The following is a 21,595-nucleotide window of genomic DNA, read 5'->3' as shown; positions in this document are numbered from 1 at the left end:
AGCAGGTCTTAAACCAAATTTAATATTTGAGGTGTGAGATGAATATCGGTCAGGCATCCAAACATTCGGGCATTTCGGCGAAAATGATTCGCTACTATGAAGAAATCGGTTTACTTGAAGCCGCTCAGCGTTCTGCTTCTGGCTATCGCATTTATTCAGAAACAGACCTTAAAACTTTAAACTTTTTAAAACATGCCAGAGAGTTAGGTTTTTCATCCGAACAAATGAAAGAGCTGATTTCGCTTTGGAAAAATACCGATCGGCAGAGTGCAGAGGTGAAAGCCTTAACCGTAAAACACATTGCCGAATTAAAACAGAAAATTGCCCATCTCCAAGAAATGGTCAATATTTTGCAGGCTTCAGCCGATGATTGCTGCGGCAACCAGCAAGCTTCTTGTGCGATCTTAGATCATATTGAAAAAGGTGTGGGTGTAAGCTAAGTTTCATTAAAATAAAAAAGGGAAAATCATGGCTTATACAGCTTCTTGTCTTTGTAATGGGATTCAACTGCGCATTAATTCCGAATTAGCACCCATCATGGTTTGTCATTGTACGCAATGCCAAAAGGCACAAGGCGCTGCTTTTGCTGCCATTACGCAAGTACAGAAAAGTGATTTGAATATTGTGCAGGGAGAAAACCTGCTACAGGCCTATTTTGCGTCTTCCAATAAAAAGAGAGTGTTCTGTAAAACTTGTGGCTCTCCTATCTGGAGTGAACGTTTAGATAAACCCGAAGTGGTGCGTTTAAGGGTGGGGCTCATTAATGAAGAAATATCGACATCTGTCATTTCTCATGCTTTTGTGTCTTCAAAAGTGAAGTGGTATCCAATTTGCGATAGTGCTCGCCAATATCCAAATGGGGTAGAAAACCCTTAAATATTAAGGTTGGATTGTATTTTATTCATTTGTAAAAAAACGTGAACAAGACTAGCCATGAATAAATAATGTGCTATAACTGTACTTAAGGTAATCGTAATATCTCCTCGATCCACAGGGAAACTTGGGACAGGGCAAAAGATACGATAAGACCTTACATATAGCTAGCAAAGAGCATGTAAGAGATGGATAGACACAAATCTTAGATTGCTCACCGTTGCAGAAAAGCCCGTGAAACGGGCTTTTTTAATGCCTATAAAAAAGCCATTTATAGTCTGGTCATCCAATAAATAAATTTTTTTATGACGCCATTTTTTACCATATGGTCTTAAGCAAATAAAAAGATGTAGAAATAATAAAATTTTTTAAACATACAGACTATTCTGTATTGCAATTTAATTTATTTATAGGTACATTTACTTAACGGTTTAAAGTTCAAGTTTAATAATGGACTCATGGTCGTTGTGGGAGATCTAAGAGCCTGCATTCTTCCCCAAGATGCGGGTTTTTTTTTATGCCTAAAGGAAAGTTATTATTAACCTCTCTTAAATAAAAAAGATAAATTATTAGTTTTTAATATCTTAAGTCATTAAGTTTTTTTGAAATTTTCTTACCATATATAGCCTGACTATAAATCAGCTATACAAACTTCCTTATGCGTTACGCGACTATGCACGATAGGCTTGACACGCTTGAGCACAAGCTAGGCATGCTTTAGCACAAATTTGGCAGTGTTCATGCTCGTGTTTGCTGCATTCTGCTGCACAAAGTTGACATGCATGGGCACATAATGGCATCGCTTGTTCAGCTAACTCAGAATGCCTTAACTCTAAAGAAGTACATAACTGACAGATTTCTACACAAGTCAGACAGTGTTTAATACATTCACGCATCATATGTTCTTCTTGTAAACAGGCAGCTGCACAGGTTTTACAAGCAATCATACATTCTACGCAGGCTTGAATTGAGCTAGAGGCTTGGCAAAATAATGAATTATTTGCTTCTTGATTGATTTGCATACGAATTCTCCTATTCCAAAAGTTTTTATTAAAAAATGGAATATTGTTATGTTTTTCTATTTTATAGATCATTTTTCAAACAATGGGCATTTGAGATGAAAGGGGTACAAATACCCACTACATAATTAACCTCGTAGTAGAATGTTACATCCAGTTTTTAGCTTAAAAGCGCTTATTTCTTGATGATAAGAAGTATCAATAAAATTTAAGGATTGTGTTAAATTTAATTGCATATAATACTTTTGGCTAATTTCTTATTGTGTGAATATTAGGCAAATTAGGAATGTGAACTTTGAAGGACACGAAATGGAAAACGTTAATCAATACGCTCACGGAGCTGAGCATGAAGTCCACATCCATTGCAAACGATCATTAAGCACATTAATACTGAGTATGTTCGTATTAATTACAACTGGTCGTTAAAAGAAAAAGCACCCGAGGGTGCTTTTTCTATATTTGAATCTAACAACGGGTTGAATGAAAGAGTTTATGAAGACCCTACAAACCCACGACGCTTTTTGTAGGCTTGGCGGTCATAAGACGGAATATTGGATTGTTGCAGATCAATAGCTAACTGTTTTTTACGTTGAAACTGCACCTCACTTAAAAGCGCAGCATAGATTTTGGGACGATCAGTTTTAAACTTGTCTACATCCAATGGAATCTTATCTTCATTCTTGACAATGTACAGCACAGAACCATTGCCATTCGTTTCATAAACCGTCCAACCCAGCCGCACAGCATAGAGGCCAGTTTTTGGATTTTTACCTAAGTAAGATTTAAAACCATCTGGATGAGGGCGAACATAAGCATTCATCATGCATCCTCCATCATTTGATTTATTTGATGAAAGCGACAATCAATGAATTGATGGGGAGTGAGACATCATATTCAGTAAAATCACGATTTCTAATTGTTTATATATTGTTCAATTTTAAAATTTCAAGTGAGGCAAAAAGCTGCTATTTACTCAGTTATATAAAGTTCAAAATATTAAAAAACAGCAGATTTTTTGAGTAAAAAATTCTCAAGTTAATGTGGTAGAGGCTTGTAATAATAGCTCATTATTCTCTATTTATGTGATAGATTTTGCACATTTAAAATTATTTAAATCGTAAGTGAATTTACAGTCGGTTTGAGTTAATTATTTGTTTTAACATTAATTAATTTAATTTTAATATTTCTTGTTACAACCATTTTGTCGACAATAGATGCTCATTTTTGACATATTTCGCCTAGCATAATTAAAGAGTTCGTTGCCTATGGTGTCATTTCTGTTTATTGGACTTGTGGTCACCATTTTGTTGACTCCAGGACCCACAAATACGTTGTTAGCCTCGGCTGGAATACAGGCAGGGGTGAAGCAGTCTCTTAAACTTATTCCTGCTGAAGTGATGGGTTATCTCATTGCAATTACTTCATGGGGTGTTTTGCTTGAGTCAGTTTCACATTTAATCCCTTGGCTTCCTGCCTTATTAAAGTTAATAAGTGCAACTTTCATTCTCTACCTTGCATTTAAACTTTGGGTAACATCAACAAATGACATCAAATTAGACAACCCACTCATTACGCCTAAGGCTTTATTTGTCGCAACACTTTTAAATCCTAAAGCTTTACTCTTTGCTTCTGCTATTTTTCCACATGCAGCATGGGAAGTGCTTCACGTTTATTTTGTGCATATTGCTATTTTTTTATCATTAATTACACCCATTGCATTTTTATGGATTGCTTTTGGAACCGTATTAATTTCAAACAAAGTAACTTGGTTAAACCAACGTAATTTACAACGTACGGCTGCATTTATTTTAACTTTTTTTGCTATGCCAATCGGCTATTCAGCGATTAGCTCATTTTAAACTTAACCCATTATTTATATTAAAAAATTTAATTTTCAGGAGATTCTTATGAAAAGAGTAAAAGTAATTATTAAGGACCAGTTTAACCAAGAAACGATTGCTTTGGCGAAAGTTAGACCCATGAACGACCACGCCCTTGAACTTCATAAAAGCGTTGAACATATTGAAATTGATGATGACATTATTTTACCCAATATGGATTTACTCTATGAAAATCCTAAAGACGGGAAAATTTATCAATTGATTGGGCCATTCAACGAGGAATAATTTTTACATTCACTTTGGAAAATAACACCTAGAACACATTTGTATTTCATCACGATTTTAGTAAGAAAGTTTTTAGCTAGAATCTGATGAAAATACGAGCAAAATTAACCATTGAATACAATTAAAATATTGAATATCAGGAATTGTTGTGGGACCATGCTTTTTGTAAAAGTGTGACCTAATCCACACTTTTGCATTTCAGGACTAAGTGGTTTTCACTAAGCCCATTTCTTCAATGAGAAGTAGAAATGGGCTTTTTTTATTCTTTAAATGTTTCATCTAAAGCTTGTTGAACTGCTTCTATGCGTGATTTACAAGCTTTATAGGCAGTAATCGATTCTTCAACAATTTTCATTAAATTATCAATATCTGGGCTTTCTTGAGATTCAAGTAATTCGGCATTTTTCTTCAAAATGTCATGGCCATCCTTAAACGTTAACTCTTTATTCTTCATTTGGAATTACCTGTGTAATGTTGGCTTCAATCACACCATCTTGCATTTCAATGGCAATGGCAGGGTTTGAAATTTGATGTATAGAGCGAATTGCTTTTCCTTCTGATCTAACAATCGCATAGCCTTTGGCTTGAACCTGTTTCGGGTTTTGCAAAAGGACTTCTTTCATTAACGATTCGATTTGGGCTAATGAAAATTTAACTTGTTGCTGTGAACTAAATTGAATGCGTTCTTTCATCTGGTCTAGCAGGTGATGTCCCGAGTTAAGTTGACTTTGTGCTGAAGATTTAATGTGGTGAAGCAGTTGGTCATTCTTGCTTTGATAGGTGGTGATTTGATGCTGAGAAAGCAGCTTAATGGTTTGTAGACTATCTACTGCTTCTTGTACGCGTTCAACAATATGGTTACGAATACCAGCAATCACTTTACTTGGTGTGTCAAATGAACGATGGGCAATTTCATCAAGAATGGTACGGTCTTTTTCATGACCAATGCCGACCCAAATGGGTACAGTGCGTTTGCAGAGCAGAGCGGCAAGTTCATAATCATTCAAATAGGCTAAATCATTCACCGATCCACCGCCACGAATAATCACAATCAAGTCTGGCGGAAATGTAAATGTGCTAGCCCATTGTCTTAAACCTGAACCTAAAGACTCAATCAAGCTAGTTGCAGCAGTGTTCCCTTGAAAAGTAGCGGTGTGATACACAAAATGGCAAACACTATTTCTCTCTAGCGCATCGGCATCTTTTTTAAAGTCACCTAAGCCCGCAGCATTTTGAGGCGCAATCACTAAAACATTTTGAATATCAAAAGGAGTGGGGAGTAGTTTGTTTTTATGAATTAAACCTTCTTGAGTGAGCCGTTCAATAATTTGCTGATAACGTTTAGCAATTTCACCTAAGGTAAAACTTGAGTCAATCTCTTCAATATTGACTGAAAATCCATATTGAGGATCGAAACGTGCGCGAATTTTTATGAGAACATTTAAGTCACTTGAAATCTCAATACCAGTTTCACGCTCAAACTTTAAAACAATTTTACTTGCTGAAAATTTCCAGATTGTGGCCTTACAACTTGCAATGACTTTATCAGTCTCTGCATCTTTTTCTGCAAGCTCTAAATAGTAATGACCGCCTTTAATATTTAAATTTCGAATTTCTGCTTTTACCCAAACTGGCTCATCAAAAGCCAAACGTATGACTTCCTGAACTGTGCCGAGATATTCACTAAGGGAAAACTGAGGTTCAGACATACGAACTAAACATTAAAGGACCAACTTAGATAGTATAAAAGCCATCCAACCAAGGCAATTGCTGTCTGTGAATTTAGGGTTCTGTTTAAAATAAATACAACAATTCAAAAGATTAAATTTAAATTTAGTTTGTTCATCACTAGTTAATTCAAAATATAAAATTAAATAAAAAAGATAAAACTGATGAATTACAACAGATTAAAAAATAAAGTTTGCTTTATAAAATATATAAGCGTATAAAGCTTACTTCCAATTGCGGGGTGGAGCAGTCTGGTAGCTCGTCGGGCTCATAACCCGAAGGTCGTTGGTTCAAATCCGACCCCCGCAACCAAAATATTATGCTCTGTGATGTACCACTTTTCATAATGCAGAAATTATGAAAAGCATTAGCTTATAAATAACCCTATATCAAGCTAAATATTAAATTCTAGACTGACTGTCCATACCTTAAATCTAGCGTTCTAATTAAATACCGTTAAATCACATGAGCTCAGTGATGAGTGAATGATTGTGAATATAGTAAATGAGTGGCAAATTGCCACAGCCGTAAATGGCAATGAAATTAATGTGAGAGTGGTTCCTCACGTGCGTAAGCAAAACTCTCAAGATGGTTATCGTTGGGTCGAAGTTGGTAAGAAAATTCAACTTCAAACTGGTGAAGAAATCGAGTTGAACCAAGATGGTAAAAGCTTTTATGCTGCATTTAACCAGCTTTATCGTTTAAGTACGTATTGCTAATAAAATGTTTAGTGCTAAAGCTAAAAAACCTATCCCTTTAATGGAGATAGGTTTTTTTATATCTATACGATTTATAAATAACTAAAGTTATAAAAAAGAGAAATATATAAAATCGATAGAATTATTCTTCTAATTATATTTATAACTCAATTAACCTGCTCGCCAGAATTGACGGCCCATGACTTTAAAGTTCTTTCCATTTTCTTCAGTTACACGTCGGTCTCTAAACTTTTCATTTAAACTGTGCAAAATTAAAGAGCCATCTGCTTCTTTAAAAATTTGCTTAATCATTCCTTCCCCAGCAAAGTAAACCGCATAAATCTCGCCATCAATGACTTCAGTTTGAGAGATATCAATGCCGACTAAATCTCCATCTTTAATGTAATCGGTCATGCTATCGCCTTTAGCTTTAATAATACGCATGCACTCTTGAGCAACCCGCTTTTCTTTAAAAAATGATGCTGGAAAAGGAATTTTTCCATTAATTGCATCGAAGTGAAACTCTATAGATTCACCCGTACCACAAGAAAAGCTAGCTTCTACAACTTCAATCCAGACATATTGATCGGTGGATTCAGCACTCACAACAGTAGGGCTAAATACATCACTTTCTCTAAAAGAATCTTCAGTATTTCCAGTGGTTAGCCAATAACCATCTACACCTAAAAATTGGGCAATTAATGGAAGAAACGCTGATTTCAAATTTTTCCCTGACTCTAAAGCTTGATAGGCAGGCTGAGACATCTTGACTGCTTCTGCTACTTCAGCCTGAGTTTTTTTCGCTTTAAGCCTAGAATCTTTTAAACGGTCTTTAAGAGCCATAACGGTCACACCAGCAAACTTATAACAAATATATAACTTAAGTTATATCAAGTAAAACAACTATAGTTATTGACTATTAATAACTATAGTTATAATATCAGTTATATCTTAAGATGAATAGATAAAGTTTAAATCGTATTTGAACCACTATTTATAGGTTTATCAACGTGTTGAGATGAAAGCTAAATTTGTTTTGTTTTTATAGGAGGCAAAATAAAAGAGAGATAGCTCAATTATGATGTGCAGATAGGCTATCAAAACAAAAATTGGAATAAAAAAAAGCCCGATTCCGTGGATCAGGCTTAATGTTCGTCGATAAAGGGTATCAAGAACATGAAGAATTTAACAAAGATTGTGAGTCGTAACAAAAGTTTCCGATATACGGCAAAGCCTTATTTGAACTTTTTGGTCAAAAAATTAAAGTCCGAAAAAGGCTTAAACTTAAGAGCTTTAATACTTTTTTACAATTTCAGAAAGGGAAATATTTATTTTTAAATTAATGCTTTAAACGCATATTGTTTGGTTCTATATGTTTGTTGTACCAGTTGAAACGTTTCGAACATACATTTGTAGCCATAGCTTAGCTATATTGCTCAAAGAATGCGTCAAAACTTCAAGAATAACAAACGATAAAGATGCCTTATTAACGAGTAAGTTGAGTTGGAGATAGTGAATGACTACAGCAATGCAGAACAGAGCTAAACAACTTAAAAATGCAAAACGTGGAGGGTATGTCCCAACAATTGCAAAAGACGTAAACAAATTTAAGGTACAAAAAATAAAAAGGGCACTTGAAGAGGCGAAGCAAATTGCAAGTGAGCTTGAAGATGAAGCATTCGAATTCGACGATCAAGTCTCGATGCAAAAAGCGATAGGTGCAATCACCGTGATTGAGTTGATTGAACAAGCCTTAAACAGTGCACACTAACCAGCTTTAGCACACAAACATTCTTTCTTGGGCCCTGAAATTAAGCGGGTCAAGGTAAGTTCGTCTTGCAATTTAGCGCCGCTTTAAAGCGTTAGTGTTTTTTATTGACTGTAATAAAGAAAACTAAGGGTATTGATAAAACCTGAAAAACAACAAGCTGGTCATGGTGATGGATTTTCAAGTTCTACCCTTTAAAGCAGGACAAGATGATGAAAACAGTTCCAACGAATGGATTAGCCACATTTTTAAATTTTTATAGCATTGCAATTATGGTGGCTTTAGCAGTCAGCTTAGTTGTCGCAGTCGTGTTAATGATGCGTTTCCCTCGCTCACCGCAAGAATGGATTGTTGGGTTGATCTGTACAGTGGTTTCAAGCTTAACAGGTGGCTCATTTATTATCATGAAATGGAATTTACAAGAATGGGTCTTGGATATTTGGGGAATGATCACACTTTGTGGATTCTTCTTCATTTGCGGTTTGCCTGGTTGGGCTATTGTGAGATGGATATTTAACTTCATCAATAAACAAGAAGGTAAAACGATTGTGGAAGTCATGAAAGACTTAAAAAAAGCAAAAGATGATCTGCAAAATAGCTAAAAACAGTTGTAATCATATGGGTAAAAATAAAATGAATATCGACCAGTACTTAGAAGCAATCATAAACAGAGAAGGTGGGTATGTTAACCATCCATCAGATCATGGACATGCCACTAAATTTGGCATTACAGAAGCAGTCGCTCGGTCACAAGGCTATCAAGGTAATATGCAGGATTTAACATTAGCTGTGGCCAAATCTATTTATAAGAAACAATATTGGTTTGAACCCCAATTTGACCAGATCAATGAGATTAGCCCAGCTATTGCAGAAGAGTTATTTGATACAGGCGTAAATTGTGGTGTCAATTTTGCAAAACCCTTGTTGCAGCGTGCTTTAAATTTGCTGAATAAGCAGGGAAAAGAAGGCTGGCCAAATCTTGCTTTAGATGGCCAGTATGGGCCTCTCACTTTCCAAGCTCTTAGGAGTTATTTGAACAGGCGTCATAAAGAAGGAGAAACGGTATTAGTACGTGTTTTAAATATTATGCAAGGGCTGCACTATATCCAAATTACAGAGCAGAACCCAAATTATGAAGACTTCTTTTATGGTTGGATCTTAAACAGGGTATCGTTGTAACAATTGTAATTAGATAAAAATATGCTCAATCATCGAAATGCTTTAAAAGTCTAAACATGAGTTAAGGCTTTTAAAGCATAATTCTTAAAGCAATGATTTATTGTGCGATGAGTAAGATGGCAAGAAGAAAGAAAATAGCCCCACTGATTTTATTGAGTATAGAAAAATTATTTCCAGCCAACATCTTTTCTTTAAAAATTGAAGAGAAATTTGCATAGACTAGATGAATTAAAAAACCAATCAAACAAAAGGTTAAAGATAAAATTAAAAACTGATTTAAAATTTCTTTCTTTATATCGATAAATTGAGGGAAAAGAGCAATAAAAAATACGATTGTTTTAGGGTTAAGCAAAGATGCGAGTAGGCCCTGATAAAATAGTTTAGATTTACTGACATTTTTATCGCTTTGCTGATCTGTGATTAAATCTTGCGATGGAATTTTTTTGCTAAAGTTTTTATATCCGAGATACATTAAATAAAATGCACCAATAAATTTTAAAACCGTAAAAATAGTAGGGTTACTCGTAATAATAAGACCTACACCACTGGCGGAAATTACAGCAATTACAAACATACCAATAATTAAGCCGCTAATACCGAATAAAGCGGTTTTAACACCATAATTGATTGAATTTGTGACAGTAAATAAAACACCGGGGCCGGGGCTTAATAGGGTAAGAAATGCAATTGTTATAAAAACTAAAAGACCGCTCACGCTGATATATCCTATTTATCAATTGAGACAAAATTATGCGATTACTTTAAATGAGAAAATAATTTATGTATACAGAAGGTTATGTATATTTAAAATAAATAAATTAAATATTAAAATTTGAAAGTTTCGAAATAAAATATGCATTTATATAAATAGATAATGTATTTAAAAGCATAGCCGTTATTGCAACATAAACATACAACCCCGACAAGTAGGCGTGTTAGTATGCTAAGTCTATACCTCAAGAAATATACAGTATGACGAAAAAAGAACGGCAGTTTAAATCTGGCGAATTTCGATTTTCCTTTTTATCGTTTAAATATTGGGGTCTATGGGTTTTAGCTTTTATTTTAATGTTATTCGCAATGTTACCTTGGGCTATACAATGGCGTCTCGCCGATTTTCTTTCAAAAATAGCATGGAAATCTTTAGGTTCAAGAAGAAAAACAACACTACGTAATTTAGAAGCATGCTTTCCTGAAAAAACACCTATGCAAATTGAAGTGAAAGCCAAACAGGTTTTTGTTGATACTTTAACGGGTGTATTTGAGGCTTTAAATGCTTGGTATAGTCCAAACTGGTTTAAAAATCGTGTTCATATAGATGGGCTAGAGAATTTAACCAACAATCAGGAAAATGGCGTACTTTTACTAGGCACTCATAGCACCCTTTTAGATGCAGGCGGAGCCGCGTGTACCTTATTTTTTAATATGGACGTGGTTTACCGACCTCAAAACAATCCCTTTTTAGATTTTCTGATTCATCGTAGCCGTGCAAGAGTGTATAAAAACCAGATTGCTCGAGACAACATGCGTGGACTTATCCAAAACCTTAAACATGGTCATGCCATATGGTATAGCCCAGATCAGGATTTTGGCTTAAAGCAAGGTGTAATGGCATCATTTTTCGGGGTGCAGGCAGCTACTGTCACAGCCCACCGCAGGCTTATGGATATCTCAAAAGCAGCAGCAGTGCCTTTATACTTTTACAGAAGTGGCAATATTAGAAATCCTCAATATCATGTTCTCGTTGAACCCAAATTAGAGAATTTTCCAAGTGGATGTGAAGTCAGTGATGCTGAAAGAGTAAATAAAATTATTGAGAATCAAATTCGCATCGCACCTACACAATACATGTGGTTCCATCGACGTTTTAAGACGCGCCCTGCGGGTGAAAAGAAATTTTATTGATGGTCTTATGGGGAAATAACAAAGCTACTTCTTACGATTAAAATGAAACAAAATTTGACTTTTAATTGAAAGAAATCTTAATTAAATCAATATGAAAGATGAGTGGGAAGAGGTATAGAATTTTTCTTGCTTTAATTATTTTGAATATCGATTGCAAATGCTTCTGAAGCGTGTATTATCGAGCATAACTAACAAAATATTCTTGTCATCATAAATTTCTATTTGCGCAGTTTTATTTATAATCCTTCGGTTTTTTCAGATATTTAAGTTTCGACGTCTATTTTTTAGTTAAATTGGTTTCCCCAATAATAAGTTATAATATTTTAAGATTTAGGATATAACATATGTCTACTACTACTGGTACAGTAAAATGGTTCAATGAAACTAAAGGCTTTGGTTTTATTGTGACTGATGAAGGTAAAGATATTTTTGCTCATTTTACCGATATTCAAACACCTGGTTTTAAAGTTCTCCTGGAAGGTCAACGTGTTGAGTTTACTGTAGTGCAGGGTAAAAAAGGCCCACAAGCTTCAAATATTGTGATTCTTCAAAACTCATAAATAAATAGAGCATTTAATTGATTTAAATATATTATCTAAATAAAATATATTTGAGTCTAAAGCGTTTTATTAGAGTTAAAAAAGCCCACTTTATATTTTGTGGGTTTTTTATAAGTTTTGATTCAACTTATATTTAAAAAAAGAAGTATAAAAATACTCTTATAAAAGGTTTTTAAAATTTTATGTTATAACATAACTAATTAGGTGTATGGTATTAAAATGGATATTTGTATCGGCGGTATTTTTGACGGTCAAAAAATAGAAAACAATAATGATTTCTTTAAGGTTGAAGAGCATTATTCAGACAATAGTTCTAAATATATTAAACAGCACTTCCACTTGTTTGGACAAATTTTTACTTTCTGGGTTTGTGAAGATGTTGATTTAACCCAAGCCATGAGCAAAGCTGAGAGAATTTTAAAGAAGAAAAAAGAAACTAATTAGCTGCTTTTTTAATTAATAAATATGAGTTGTGAATATTCTTGATTGATAAAAGCATTAGCAATTGTTTCATGGAAGAGTAGAGTTTTTCATTCATCATTTTTTTGTTTAAAAAACCTAACAATTTCATACTCCTTATAAGCTATTAAAATAGTGTACAATTTTATAATGATAATTACAGACTTTAACAATTTCTGTGTAGAATTTGCTATAAATAGTTATACATTAGGCTTAAGCTAAAGTTGTTTTATTTATTGCGCAAATAAAACGAAACCCACTTTAATATAGTTTATTTGAGTGGGTTCTTTATTAAGATAGCCTTTCATTAACTCAATACTTATAATTAAATTATAGATAATATTAATTACTATAATACCCCTAAGAAAGGAAAATATTTTAAATGTTAAATGAAGTACAACCTCATATTTGTTTTGTTGGTAGTAGTAATTTGGCGTTAGCATTAATAGGAGGCTTAGTTTTAAAAGGGTTCAAAAAAGAAAAGATCCATCTTATTGAAGAGAAAAAAAATAATGATGAAAATATGTTAAAGCAAAAGGAAAAGGAAAATGGTTTAAAAAAAGCGGATATTGTTATTTTATTATTGGAACCTAAAAACTTAAAAGAAACGCTTGAACCATTTAAAAAGTATTTAGCACGTAAAGTTATTATTTCTATGATGGCAGGGGTTGATATTGCAAAATTATCAACGATTACTGGCTCAAAAAAAATTGTTCGTGTAATTTCAAATCCACCTGTGCTTACACACACGGGTACTCACGTACTCATTGCTTCTGAGCAAATGGACCAGCTCGATAAAGATGTCATCGAAATGCTGTACTCTGCAACAGGGCAGACTTTCTGGGCAGCTTCGGAAACACAAACTGATGCAATTATTGCATTATCTGGTTCTGGGCCGGCTTACTTTTTTTATATTTTAGATAGCATGATTAAGACGGGCGTTTCATTAGGACTCGACAAACAGTTTGCCTTAGATTTAGCACTTCAAGCCGCTGCTGGTGCAGTTGAAATGATCCGTAAAACCAATGTTCCACCTGCGGATTTATGTGGAAAAGTTACTTTGGCGAACGGAATTACCGAATCTGCTTTACGCATGTTCGATTTAGGAAATGTATCTGATGATATACGTTTAGCTATGAAAGCCGCATATCATCGTAGCAAAGAAATTACTTCAGAAATTATTTCTGAGATTGGTTAACTCTTCTTTAGCAAACTAGGCCTTTAAAAAGTATTCCCAAATAATGAAACCTAAGCCAAACCCAATAAAAGAGTAGAGAGTAATAATAAAGAATACAAAACTGGCCTTATTTTTTTTCTTCAAAATGTTCATGGCGATGCCTCCAATTCAGATTAATTTTATTATGGAGATGAGGAGGCTGTAATCATAGATACAGAATTTTTTAAAAAAAATATAACAGAGTCTAAATCTGTTATGGTCTAAATCGCTTAACTTAATAAAAAGCTTAGAATCAATATTTTAAGTCGATGTGCTATAGGCGCGACATCTTTTATTCAATTAACATTAAATCAGCTGTATTGGCAGATTTAAGAGGGCGTAGGGCAAACGTTGAGCGTGTGTGTCGAATACCTTTAATTGAATAGAGTTTTTTCCGTAAAAAACGTTCGTAATGATCCGCATCTTTTACTGCTACTTTGACCAAATAATCATAGTCACCTGTAACCAGATGGGCTTCTACAACTTCAGGTATATCGGCTAATGCTTCGCTGAAATTCTCTAACATTTCATCATCATGGCGCTCTAAAGTAATTTCTATAAAAAATACCTCATGAATGCCGATCGCTTTTGGGTTCACGTTTACCGTATAGCCTTCAATAATTTTTAAAGTTTCCAGACGTTTTAGTCGTGTCCAGCATGGAGAAGATGAAAGACCGACTTCTTCAGCTAATTGAGCAACGGTTAAACGACCATTCCCACGTAAAGCAGATAAAATTTTCCGATCTATGCGATCTAGTGTGTATTCTGTTCTGTTCAAAATATAAACCAAAGAAGAATCTTCTGATAAAACTAAATATACTTCATTTTTATGCTGCCATCATTTAAAAAAAGCAAAAAATACAGGAAACATTTTGAGCTAAAGGTACATACACTATTTCTATGCATTGAACCTTTCTGGATAGAGGTTGTGATGGAGCAAAGAGCACTGTTTCAGTAAGGGTGACTAAACAGTGCTCTTTGCGGATTTCATAAGAGAACAAATATCCTTCTCTAAAGAATGAAACTCTCTAATTTATTAATTGCTGTTTCTAGCTGATCATAATGATTAATTTTTTTATCTGCTAAAGGAGAGTAGATAGAAGGATCTGGGTGGAAAAAGATAGTTTTCATTCCAGCTTTGTGAGCACCTTCAATATCGGCTTTAGGGTTATCTCCTACAAAAATGCATTCATTAGGAATGTAGCCAAGCTCTTTACACGCATACTCAAATATTCGTATATCTGGTTTCCGTATGCCTATGGCCTCTGAAACTATAATTGTAGAAAAAAACTCTTTGATACCCAGTGCATAAAAATTATTTTCTTGAAACGGGGATTTGCCATTAGAAACTAAGCCTAATTTATATCCTTTGTTGTAAAGATTTTGAATTGTTTCAGGAACTCTTTCAAATGAAGAGGAAAACTTATTAAAGTCATTAACGTAGGATTCAAGTAATGTCTCGACGTTAAAAGATTTGATATTAAAATCTTCAAGTAATTGGAAATAAACCAAGTCTTTCCAAACATTTCCATTGTTATCTAATTCAATAAATCTGGCGATAAAATCTTGCTTATTCTGTTGTGGCACTAGTTGAAAAAAGTTTACTTGCCATTCGACAAATTTTATTAATGAGGTATTTCTGTCAAGTAGAGTTTGATCTAAATCAAATAAAATAGCTTTTGGCATTTTCTGCTTTTATAAAATTTTTAGATAAACATAGTATAGCTGTCTGTTGGATTTAAGGATTTTAAAATTTTATGATTACTGTGTATTAAAACAAATTAAATAATAACTTTTATTTATCAATTGAAGAAAAACTAATCATTATTTTTTATCTAACTTTTCCTTTATGGTGATTTCATTGCATAGAAGGAAGCAAGGTTATGATCACCCAGCATGATATAAATCAAAAACAATATCAAAATAAGTCTCTCGACTATTTGAATAGCCAAGCTCATTCTGAAGGAATTGAATTTAATAAATTTATTAATGAAATTCAGAAAATTGAAAAGGCTGTAGTTCTTGATTTAGGCTGTGGTGGTGGCCATGTCTCTTATAATGTTGCTCCGCATGCAGACCTTGTTTTTGCTTACGATTTATCTCATGAGATGTTAGACACTGTGTCTAAGGCTGCCAGCCAACGCAAATTAAAAAACATCTTTGTGCAGCAGGGCATTGCTGAAGACATGCCTTTTAGTGATCAACAGTTTGATGTCGTGATTAGCCGATATTCAGCTCATCACTGGCAGCATGTTCCTAGCGCAATGAAAGAGGTCAACCGCGTTCTTAAGCCCGATGGCATTGTTATTTTTGTAGACATTATTAGTTCTAGCTCGCCGATATTAGATACGTTTTTACAGACGATCGAAACTATTCGAGACCCAAGTCATGTACGAAACTATAGTGTGAAAGAATGGGTCTATTTTATCGAAGATGCGGGCTTTGATTTAGTGGGCTTAGATAAACAAACGCTTTCATTGGACTTTGATAGTTGGGTAAAGCGTATGAAAACCCCTGAAGATCAAATTAAAACTTTACGCTATTTGCAGGAAGGTTCATCTGACCTTGTTAAGAAGTATTTCAAAATTCAAAATGACGGTAGCTTTGAAAGCCATGTGGGTTATTTTGTCTTTAAGAAATTAGGGTTTTAAAGTGGTGTAATGAGTAAGGGTTTTAGTCGATAAGAAAGGAATGAAATATCACTAAAACTCTTTTCTCGAATCGATTGGATTATATTAAATAAGATTAGAAAAAAATTTAATATCATTTATTTGATAAAACTTAATCACACAATTTTTTTAAGGTGATTAAGTATTCAAAAGATAAGAGGATTTATCTAATTTTCTTATTATTAATAGACACTTATAAGTAATTATTATTTAATACGCCCGCAACATTATCACTAATACTTTTAATAACTTTGTCGGGGAAATAATGCGTAATATTTTAGTAACAGTTTTTACTTTATTGGTAGGAACATCAGTTTATGCTGAACAAGAGCCCAAAACTTATATACAGCGAACAACTTGCGAGAGAACAGTACAACTACATGGTTTTTTAAGCCGTGCTCAACTTGATTGTAATTATCACTATACTTCACAAGAATTAGTTCATGAATCTGAAAAATGTACTAAACATGAGCTAGGTGATAAATACGGTAAAGAAGTTATGAGATTAGGTATGGACCAATTTGAAGCACGCAAGAGAGGAGATATGAAAGGCCACTTATGTAGTACGGTTTTAAAAGAGTTTCCAAACTATATTAAAAAATAAAATAAGGTTTTAAAAACCTCTTCTAGCAAGCCGATAAGATGGATTTAATTATTCATTTTATCGGTGTATCAAGGCATAAACTTTACCAGTTGAACCAGAAAATGACTACTTTAACTAGTCTCTTCCTATACATACAAGCTTAAAGATTGATTATTGTTTAATCTCTAAAGTGGTCTGTGAAATAAAATCAGAATATCCTGAAGCTTATAAATTTATCATTATTTATAGAAAATGATTAATTAATAAGATTCTTGAACTGATCAGCACGATCACGGAAAGTGTCACCATACAGATGCACTCTTGTTGTTATATATAATGGATGAGACCTTAATACAACTTCTAAGTACAGATAAACTCGACGAAAGAGAAAGTATATATAGATATTTTTTAGTAGCTGCATTTGAGCTAAGTAAATTAGAATAACCAATAGAAAACTTGAGTTCTAAAAAATCTAAATAAAAAAGCCCTCAAAAGAGGGCTTTTTAGTGTTTTTAGTCTGACTTGATTTGTCTATAGAACAAACTATTCAGTATTATTCTTAATGATAGCCACCACGCATATATACAAGCATCTAAGTGTGATGCTTCCAAATCACTAAGTAATCCATGTGCAATTTTATTTCTTAAATTAAATCCTATTGATTCAGTAAAAATACACTCAATTTCAAAAGCTAAATTTTCACCAAAAATTTCAAGTATATTTTCACGACGGTTCATAAGTGAACTTAAACCAATTTCATTTTGAATACCTTTATCCAATGTGCAGGTTACTTCTCCTACCTTTTGTAGTTCAACTCTCACCATATTTTCAATTTGTGGACTTAATAAATGAATCGCGGTACTAAAATCATAATCAAATCCATACCATAAGCCATCAGCAATTAATCTTGCGCGACCTTCAGGTACAATAGGAGAAGCCTCACAAAGCTCTCTTAATAAGGCTTTATTTATACGAAAGTCTTTAGTGATTTGAAATAAAGCTGGCATAATTCTATTTCGTACTATTATTGATACTTCATCAGCAAAGATAGGTATCATTTTAGCTCGGATCGCTTCATAATTTTTTAGATCATCAAGTTTTGCCGTTCTATCCAAAACTGGTACTTTTTCAATAGTTCGACCATCTTCAGCTAAATAAGTTGAACTTAATCCTAAAAAGAAACTTTGATCTAACAAAGATTTTGCTAATTTTTCAATTTCTTTAAAATTAGGACCTTTATATATTTTAATAAAATGAACTAAAGCTATTTCAAGTCTCTCTTTCCCACCTACAAATTTGATTATTTCTTCTTCAGGAATATCTTCTTCATCTCGATCAGGCTCAATATTTGTCAATTCATCTAAAGCTTCTTTTCCAGCCTGTAACATCTTTTTTTGAAGCTCTGCTGGCTTATCTTCAAGAGACAATTCGGCTCGATTTTTTCTGGGTATAGCTCTATAAGTAATTATTGCTTCCTCATATAGCCATTTTGCTCTTAATTTCACAGTTTGAATTTCAGCTTCTAATTCAAAACAAATTGCTTTCTGATGTAAAGCATCAACCCATTTGGGATCATTACACTGTTTGTATTTTTTGGAAGAAAAATCATAGCACTGTCTTGCAAAATCATAATCTTCTTTGCTTTTTTGTTCTAATGCTTGTGTAAAAAGTTGAACAGCTATTTTTTCTCTATAATCTTTATCAAGATTTGTTTCATCTAATAATTTTGCGATACATATACTTAGATATGGATACTCTAAATTTGATTTTTCTTGTTCAAAGCCTTTGAATAATTCGCTTTTTATTAAGTTTAGTCTTTTGTTATCACCTATTTGTCGAGATAAGATGATAGCTCTTTCCCAAGCATTATTAATCCCACTGAACCAGTGTTTATTTATTCCGATTTTTATATAGGAATCTATAGCTTTTCTAGCATGATCATGATTTCTAGATGGATGAAAAATCCATAACAAATCCGCAATTCTTGCTTTTAAAACTGGCTCATTAATATCATCTAAAATTGACTCCATAAAGTCTAGATCCGCTATAGAAAGCATATTAACGTGGAATGAAGATCTATTATTTTCATAGTCAACAATGCTTGGTTTAAATGGATCCTGAATACTTTCTGGATTTAAATACATTGAGCTTATGTTTGATAAGAGTTTCAAAACTTTTGAATGTTCATTTTTACCAGCTTTTTGAAAATCATATGAAGCCTGATCAAGACTTAAGCTAATTGAAGAATTATAGTAATTTTCAAATTTTTCAAGGTCATAAGACCAATTACACTCTAAAAAAATTTCACGTTTTGATTTTTCGGCTGTAGTCATCTTTATCTCTTTTTTATATCCAAAGTAATGCAATTAATTTTAAAAACTAAAATTATTATAGATATTTATTTTATTCATAATAAGTTAATTTCCAGAAAAAAAGCTTCTGTATTAGATTAATAAACTATTTTACTAAAATTATTTTTAAAGTTTTTTTAGCTTTATTTCTATCCAATATCACATTGACACCTAAAACCCCTCCGATTATGCTTTGCGTGCTGGCCACATTGCCAGTCGATTTTGACAGATCGATATAACACACAAGACATCAAAAAGTTCTCTTTTTGGTGGCGAACTCGTTCGTCCCCCTTCGTAGCGGTAGGGCGAGGGAGGGACGCCTTGTGCGTGCTGATTCTTGTGTGTCAGTCTGTCAACCTTCTCTCGTTCTACCACCATAATCATTTGACAGTGATCTGGTAGAACTCCTTTACACACAAGGAGTCCGCTCATGCGTATTATTTCTTCTTTATTGGCTTTTGCCAAAATCTCTCTAGCAATACCGCCTAAATGGTCTTTAAAACGGTTTACCCGACTTTAGGTTTTCTACAACCTTAGCTCGTTACGACTAAAAAATCATAGCAACAATAAAACCAAAGATAGCTTAGGCACATTTTTGTGCTGCTTTTGCATGCCTGTTTTTAGCACTCATTTTAAGAGTGACGGCATTTCTATCTCTTTTAGATACAACAAAAAATTATTTAAACGGTATTTCTATGCCAAATTTAGAATCTTCATTTAGAGCACTCAGAGTGCTTCACACCGCAAAAGACTTATTTAATCAATATGGGTTTCATAAGGTCGGTGTCGACCAAATTATTGCGGAAGCCAAAGTTGCCAAAGCTACTTTTTACAACGACTTTCATTCAAAAGCACGACTCATCGAGATGTGTCTCACTTTTCAAAAAGACGCGCTAAAAGACAAGGTATTTTCAATTTCTAATTCTTACCGTGAACAAATGGTGCTCGATAAACTCAAGGAAATTTATTTTCTACATGCCGACTTAAATGGCTTTTACCATTTGCCATTTAAGGCAATTTTTGAAATTGAAAAGCTCTATCCGGTTGCCTATAAAGTCGTGGTTGATTATAGAAACTGGTTTGTTGGTGAAATCCATAAGTTGCTTTTAACCTTAAAAACGACGTCTTCAATCCAAGATGCTTACATGTTTTTATTTATGATTGATGGGGCAATGGTTCAGCTTTTAGGTGAAAATGGGGTAGATGAAAGCGTACGGCTGTTGGATTATTTCTTTTTAAACTTTGTCTAATTGCTAGAACTTAAATAGCAAAAAGCCTCCGAACAAGGAGGCTTTTTCTTTGAAAGAAAATAGGTTCTTAGCTTAATGTCGCAGGTTTTGCAGAATGAGCCATTTGTTCAAAATATTGAACCGCAGGTGAACGAGCCATATAAGCCAAAGCCTGTTCAGTGTCACCTTCATGAATTGGGTTAAATTTTGGAGAAACCCATCTTAAAGTCGCTTTCCATAAATATTTAATGGTCGGTAGGTTGTCTGAGCGAGTAGCCGTTTTTTCAAATTCACGAATGAAATTAAAGAAGCCACGACGCATCAATTTTTGAATGTCTTCGTGCTCTAAATCTTGCTTACCTAGACTACGTGCAAAATCGGCAAGGAAGTAAATAAACAGTGGGAAAATAGCGGCCATAATGACTTGGCGCGACACATAAAAACCCAACTTGTTTGTTAAAAGGTGCTGAAATAAATCGTAAGCTACACAGCGGTGTTCAACTTCTTCGGCAAGGTGCCAACGGAATAAATCTGCCATTGCAGGGTCAGCGCTATCCCAAGACTTGCTACCAAGTGTCCACTGACCAATAGTTCCCGTAAAGTGCTCAATTGCAGCAATAACACCTACTCGGAAAAGTAACCAATATTCTTCAAGTTTTTTGCCTTTTACAAGCGGCAGACCAAAGGGTTTATCGCCCAATAAAATATTAAAAACAAAATGCGCACGGTTGAGTGGGTCTTGAATGTCGTAGCCATTTTCTCGTAAAAAGTCTTGAGCTTTTTCATGGGCACGTGCATGCGCTGCTTCTTGGCGGACAAAGCCTACTACTTCTTGTTTTAATGTTTCATCGGTAATGTAGGGAAGGGTTTTATTAAACACTCGGCAGAACCAAAACTCGCCAGCTGGCAAAAGCATATTGATACCATTTGCTACATGTGAGCATAACGGATCATTCGGCATCCAGCAGACAGATGACTCCGCGAAATCAAAATATACTTTTCGAGCTTTAAGCTGATGATTCCCTGTGATCATATACGTCACCCTATTCATAATTATTCATTTAATGCGAATGCACAATTTTTAGCATTAAGTAAAATCGATCACCATGTGCTTAAGGGACAAAAACATCTTACAAAAGGCTTATAGAGATAAAAAAGGTCTAAGTGAGAGGTTCGGTCAATAAAAAAGGCTCCTTTATTAAAAGGAGCCTTCATTTTTATAATCTAGGCTT

At 34.0% G+C, this 21,595-nt stretch carries 26 protein-coding genes and 1 tRNA gene; 16 read left to right on the top strand and 11 right to left on the bottom strand.

The genetic code is table 11. From position 1 onward, the window contains the following. The first annotated feature begins 38 nt into the window (after window positions 1-38). Window positions 39-440, top strand: coding sequence for a Cu(I)-responsive transcriptional regulator (gene cueR, locus HL290_RS08505; protein WP_004642046.1), 402 nt, complete (start codon window positions 39-41; stop codon window positions 438-440). Between the two features lie 28 nt (window positions 441-468). Beyond that, window positions 469-876 (top strand): GFA family protein, encoded by a 408-nt coding sequence (locus HL290_RS08500; RefSeq protein ID WP_198496186.1) that lies wholly within the window; start codon window positions 469-471, stop codon window positions 874-876. A 668-nt stretch (window positions 877-1,544) separates the two neighbouring features. On the opposite strand, the gene HL290_RS08495 is transcribed toward HL290_RS08500, so the two are convergent. Then, on the bottom strand, window positions 1,545-1,895 hold the full coding sequence (locus HL290_RS08495) for a four-helix bundle copper-binding protein (RefSeq protein WP_132071104.1): 351 nt from the start codon (window positions 1,893-1,895) through the stop codon (window positions 1,545-1,547). Window positions 1,896-2,382: 487 nt separating this feature from the next. Then, window positions 2,383-2,715: a hypothetical protein gene (locus HL290_RS08490; protein ID WP_198496185.1), complete on the bottom strand. Its 333-nt coding sequence runs from the start codon at window positions 2,713-2,715 to the stop codon at window positions 2,383-2,385. Window positions 2,716-3,157: 442 nt separating this feature from the next. Between HL290_RS08490 and HL290_RS08485 the strand changes: the two genes are divergently transcribed. Both HL290_RS08485 and HL290_RS08480 read left to right on the top strand, forming a co-directional pair. Then, window positions 3,158-3,751 (top strand): LysE family translocator, encoded by a 594-nt coding sequence (locus HL290_RS08485; protein WP_004642054.1) that lies wholly within the window; start codon window positions 3,158-3,160, stop codon window positions 3,749-3,751. 48 nt (window positions 3,752-3,799) lie between these two features. After that, complete coding sequence (locus HL290_RS08480) at window positions 3,800-4,018, top strand: hypothetical protein (RefSeq protein ID WP_004642055.1); 219 nt, start codon at window positions 3,800-3,802, stop codon at window positions 4,016-4,018. A 259-nt stretch (window positions 4,019-4,277) separates the two neighbouring features. Here the strand turns inward: HL290_RS08480 and xseB are convergent, their stop codons facing one another. Both xseB and xseA read right to left on the bottom strand, forming a co-directional pair. Beyond that, on the bottom strand, window positions 4,278-4,472 hold the full coding sequence (gene xseB / locus HL290_RS08475; protein WP_003652614.1) for an exodeoxyribonuclease VII small subunit: 195 nt from the start codon (window positions 4,470-4,472) through the stop codon (window positions 4,278-4,280). Next, the gene (xseA, locus tag HL290_RS08470; RefSeq protein ID WP_198078853.1) at window positions 4,462-5,727 is read right to left on the bottom strand and encodes an exodeoxyribonuclease VII large subunit; all 1,266 of its coding nucleotides are present in this window, start codon (window positions 5,725-5,727) and stop codon (window positions 4,462-4,464) included. Before xseA ends, xseB begins: the two co-directional genes overlap by 11 nt. A gap of 254 nt (window positions 5,728-5,981) precedes the next feature. On the opposite strand from xseA, the gene HL290_RS08465 reads away from it, so the two are divergent. Both HL290_RS08465 and HL290_RS08460 read left to right on the top strand, forming a co-directional pair. Beyond that, window positions 5,982-6,058: transfer RNA gene (locus HL290_RS08465), tRNA-Met, on the top strand. Between the two features lie 173 nt (window positions 6,059-6,231). After that, the gene (locus HL290_RS08460) at window positions 6,232-6,465 is read left to right on the top strand and encodes a hypothetical protein (protein WP_017389051.1); all 234 of its coding nucleotides are present in this window, start codon (window positions 6,232-6,234) and stop codon (window positions 6,463-6,465) included. Window positions 6,466-6,615: 150 nt separating this feature from the next. Here the strand turns inward: HL290_RS08460 and HL290_RS08455 are convergent, their stop codons facing one another. Further along, window positions 6,616-7,287 carry an XRE family transcriptional regulator gene (locus HL290_RS08455; protein ID WP_003652611.1) on the bottom strand — a complete coding sequence of 224 codons (672 nt, stop codon included), beginning with the start codon at window positions 7,285-7,287 and terminating at the stop codon, window positions 6,616-6,618. 673 nt (window positions 7,288-7,960) lie between these two features. Here HL290_RS08455 and HL290_RS08450 point away from each other — a divergent pair. The 3 genes from HL290_RS08450 (at window position 7,961) to HL290_RS08440 (ending at window position 9,391) form a co-directional block, all read left to right on the top strand. Beyond that, window positions 7,961-8,215 carry a hypothetical protein gene (locus HL290_RS08450; RefSeq protein ID WP_005048040.1) on the top strand — a complete coding sequence of 85 codons (255 nt, stop codon included), beginning with the start codon at window positions 7,961-7,963 and terminating at the stop codon, window positions 8,213-8,215. A gap of 209 nt (window positions 8,216-8,424) precedes the next feature. Next, on the top strand, window positions 8,425-8,814 hold the full coding sequence (locus HL290_RS08445) for a hypothetical protein (protein WP_056478805.1): 390 nt from the start codon (window positions 8,425-8,427) through the stop codon (window positions 8,812-8,814). A gap of 31 nt (window positions 8,815-8,845) precedes the next feature. Further along, window positions 8,846-9,391: a glycoside hydrolase family 108 protein gene (locus tag HL290_RS08440; protein WP_198496184.1), complete on the top strand. Its 546-nt coding sequence runs from the start codon at window positions 8,846-8,848 to the stop codon at window positions 9,389-9,391. 97 nt (window positions 9,392-9,488) lie between these two features. Here HL290_RS08440 and HL290_RS08435 read toward each other — a convergent pair whose 3' ends face one another. Then, a complete protein-coding gene (locus HL290_RS08435) occupies window positions 9,489-10,106 on the bottom strand; it encodes a LysE family translocator (RefSeq protein WP_004642061.1) in 618 nt (205 codons plus the stop codon). A gap of 257 nt (window positions 10,107-10,363) precedes the next feature. Between HL290_RS08435 and HL290_RS08430 the strand changes: the two genes are divergently transcribed. From HL290_RS08430 to HL290_RS08415, 4 genes are all read left to right on the top strand, one after another. Then, entirely contained in the window at window positions 10,364-11,296 is a 933-nt protein-coding gene (locus HL290_RS08430; protein WP_005041842.1) for a hypothetical protein, read from the top strand. Window positions 11,297-11,640: 344 nt separating this feature from the next. Next, window positions 11,641-11,856: a cold-shock protein gene (locus HL290_RS08425; RefSeq protein ID WP_045435935.1), complete on the top strand. Its 216-nt coding sequence runs from the start codon at window positions 11,641-11,643 to the stop codon at window positions 11,854-11,856. 219 nt (window positions 11,857-12,075) lie between these two features. Beyond that, window positions 12,076-12,300: a hypothetical protein gene (locus HL290_RS08420; RefSeq protein ID WP_198496183.1), complete on the top strand. Its 225-nt coding sequence runs from the start codon at window positions 12,076-12,078 to the stop codon at window positions 12,298-12,300. 397 nt (window positions 12,301-12,697) lie between these two features. Further along, window positions 12,698-13,513, top strand: coding sequence for a pyrroline-5-carboxylate reductase family protein (locus HL290_RS08415; protein ID WP_198078847.1), 816 nt, complete (start codon window positions 12,698-12,700; stop codon window positions 13,511-13,513). A gap of 15 nt (window positions 13,514-13,528) precedes the next feature. On the opposite strand, the gene HL290_RS08410 is transcribed toward HL290_RS08415, so the two are convergent. From HL290_RS08410 to HL290_RS08400, 3 genes are all read right to left on the bottom strand, one after another. After that, entirely contained in the window at window positions 13,529-13,645 is a 117-nt protein-coding gene (locus HL290_RS08410; RefSeq protein ID WP_004793556.1) for a hypothetical protein, read from the bottom strand. A gap of 178 nt (window positions 13,646-13,823) precedes the next feature. Next, window positions 13,824-14,309 carry an Lrp/AsnC family transcriptional regulator gene (locus HL290_RS08405; protein WP_031945309.1) on the bottom strand — a complete coding sequence of 162 codons (486 nt, stop codon included), beginning with the start codon at window positions 14,307-14,309 and terminating at the stop codon, window positions 13,824-13,826. A gap of 233 nt (window positions 14,310-14,542) precedes the next feature. Next, window positions 14,543-15,217 carry an HAD family hydrolase gene (locus HL290_RS08400; RefSeq protein WP_198496182.1) on the bottom strand — a complete coding sequence of 225 codons (675 nt, stop codon included), beginning with the start codon at window positions 15,215-15,217 and terminating at the stop codon, window positions 14,543-14,545. Between the two features lie 197 nt (window positions 15,218-15,414). Here HL290_RS08400 and HL290_RS08395 point away from each other — a divergent pair, with 197 nt between their 5' ends. Together HL290_RS08395 and HL290_RS08390 are read left to right on the top strand one after the other, a co-directional pair. Continuing rightward, window positions 15,415-16,182 (top strand): class I SAM-dependent methyltransferase, encoded by a 768-nt coding sequence (locus HL290_RS08395; protein ID WP_198496181.1) that lies wholly within the window; start codon window positions 15,415-15,417, stop codon window positions 16,180-16,182. A 283-nt stretch (window positions 16,183-16,465) separates the two neighbouring features. Next, window positions 16,466-16,804, top strand: coding sequence for a hypothetical protein (locus HL290_RS08390; protein ID WP_004642071.1), 339 nt, complete (start codon window positions 16,466-16,468; stop codon window positions 16,802-16,804). Window positions 16,805-17,295: 491 nt separating this feature from the next. Here HL290_RS08390 and HL290_RS08385 read toward each other — a convergent pair whose 3' ends face one another. After that, window positions 17,296-19,116, bottom strand: a complete 1,821-nt coding sequence (locus tag HL290_RS08385) for a DUF4209 domain-containing protein (protein ID WP_198496180.1) — start codon at window positions 19,114-19,116, stop codon at window positions 17,296-17,298. Between the two features lie 713 nt (window positions 19,117-19,829). Here HL290_RS08385 and HL290_RS08380 point away from each other — a divergent pair. Further along, on the top strand, window positions 19,830-20,384 hold the full coding sequence (locus HL290_RS08380; protein ID WP_198496179.1) for a TetR/AcrR family transcriptional regulator: 555 nt from the start codon (window positions 19,830-19,832) through the stop codon (window positions 20,382-20,384). 67 nt (window positions 20,385-20,451) lie between these two features. Here HL290_RS08380 and HL290_RS08375 read toward each other — a convergent pair whose 3' ends face one another. Continuing rightward, window positions 20,452-21,396, bottom strand: coding sequence for a metal-dependent hydrolase (locus HL290_RS08375; RefSeq protein ID WP_198496178.1), 945 nt, complete (start codon window positions 21,394-21,396; stop codon window positions 20,452-20,454). Window positions 21,397-21,595 lie beyond the last annotated feature (199 nt).

This window comes from Acinetobacter sp. AC1-2 (genome assembly GCF_016124155.1).
GTDB classification, from domain to species: Bacteria; Pseudomonadota; Gammaproteobacteria; order Pseudomonadales; family Moraxellaceae; genus Acinetobacter; species Acinetobacter calcoaceticus.
Note: the sequence above shows the minus strand (reverse complement) of the source record. Positions and strands in the feature narration are given on the sequence as shown.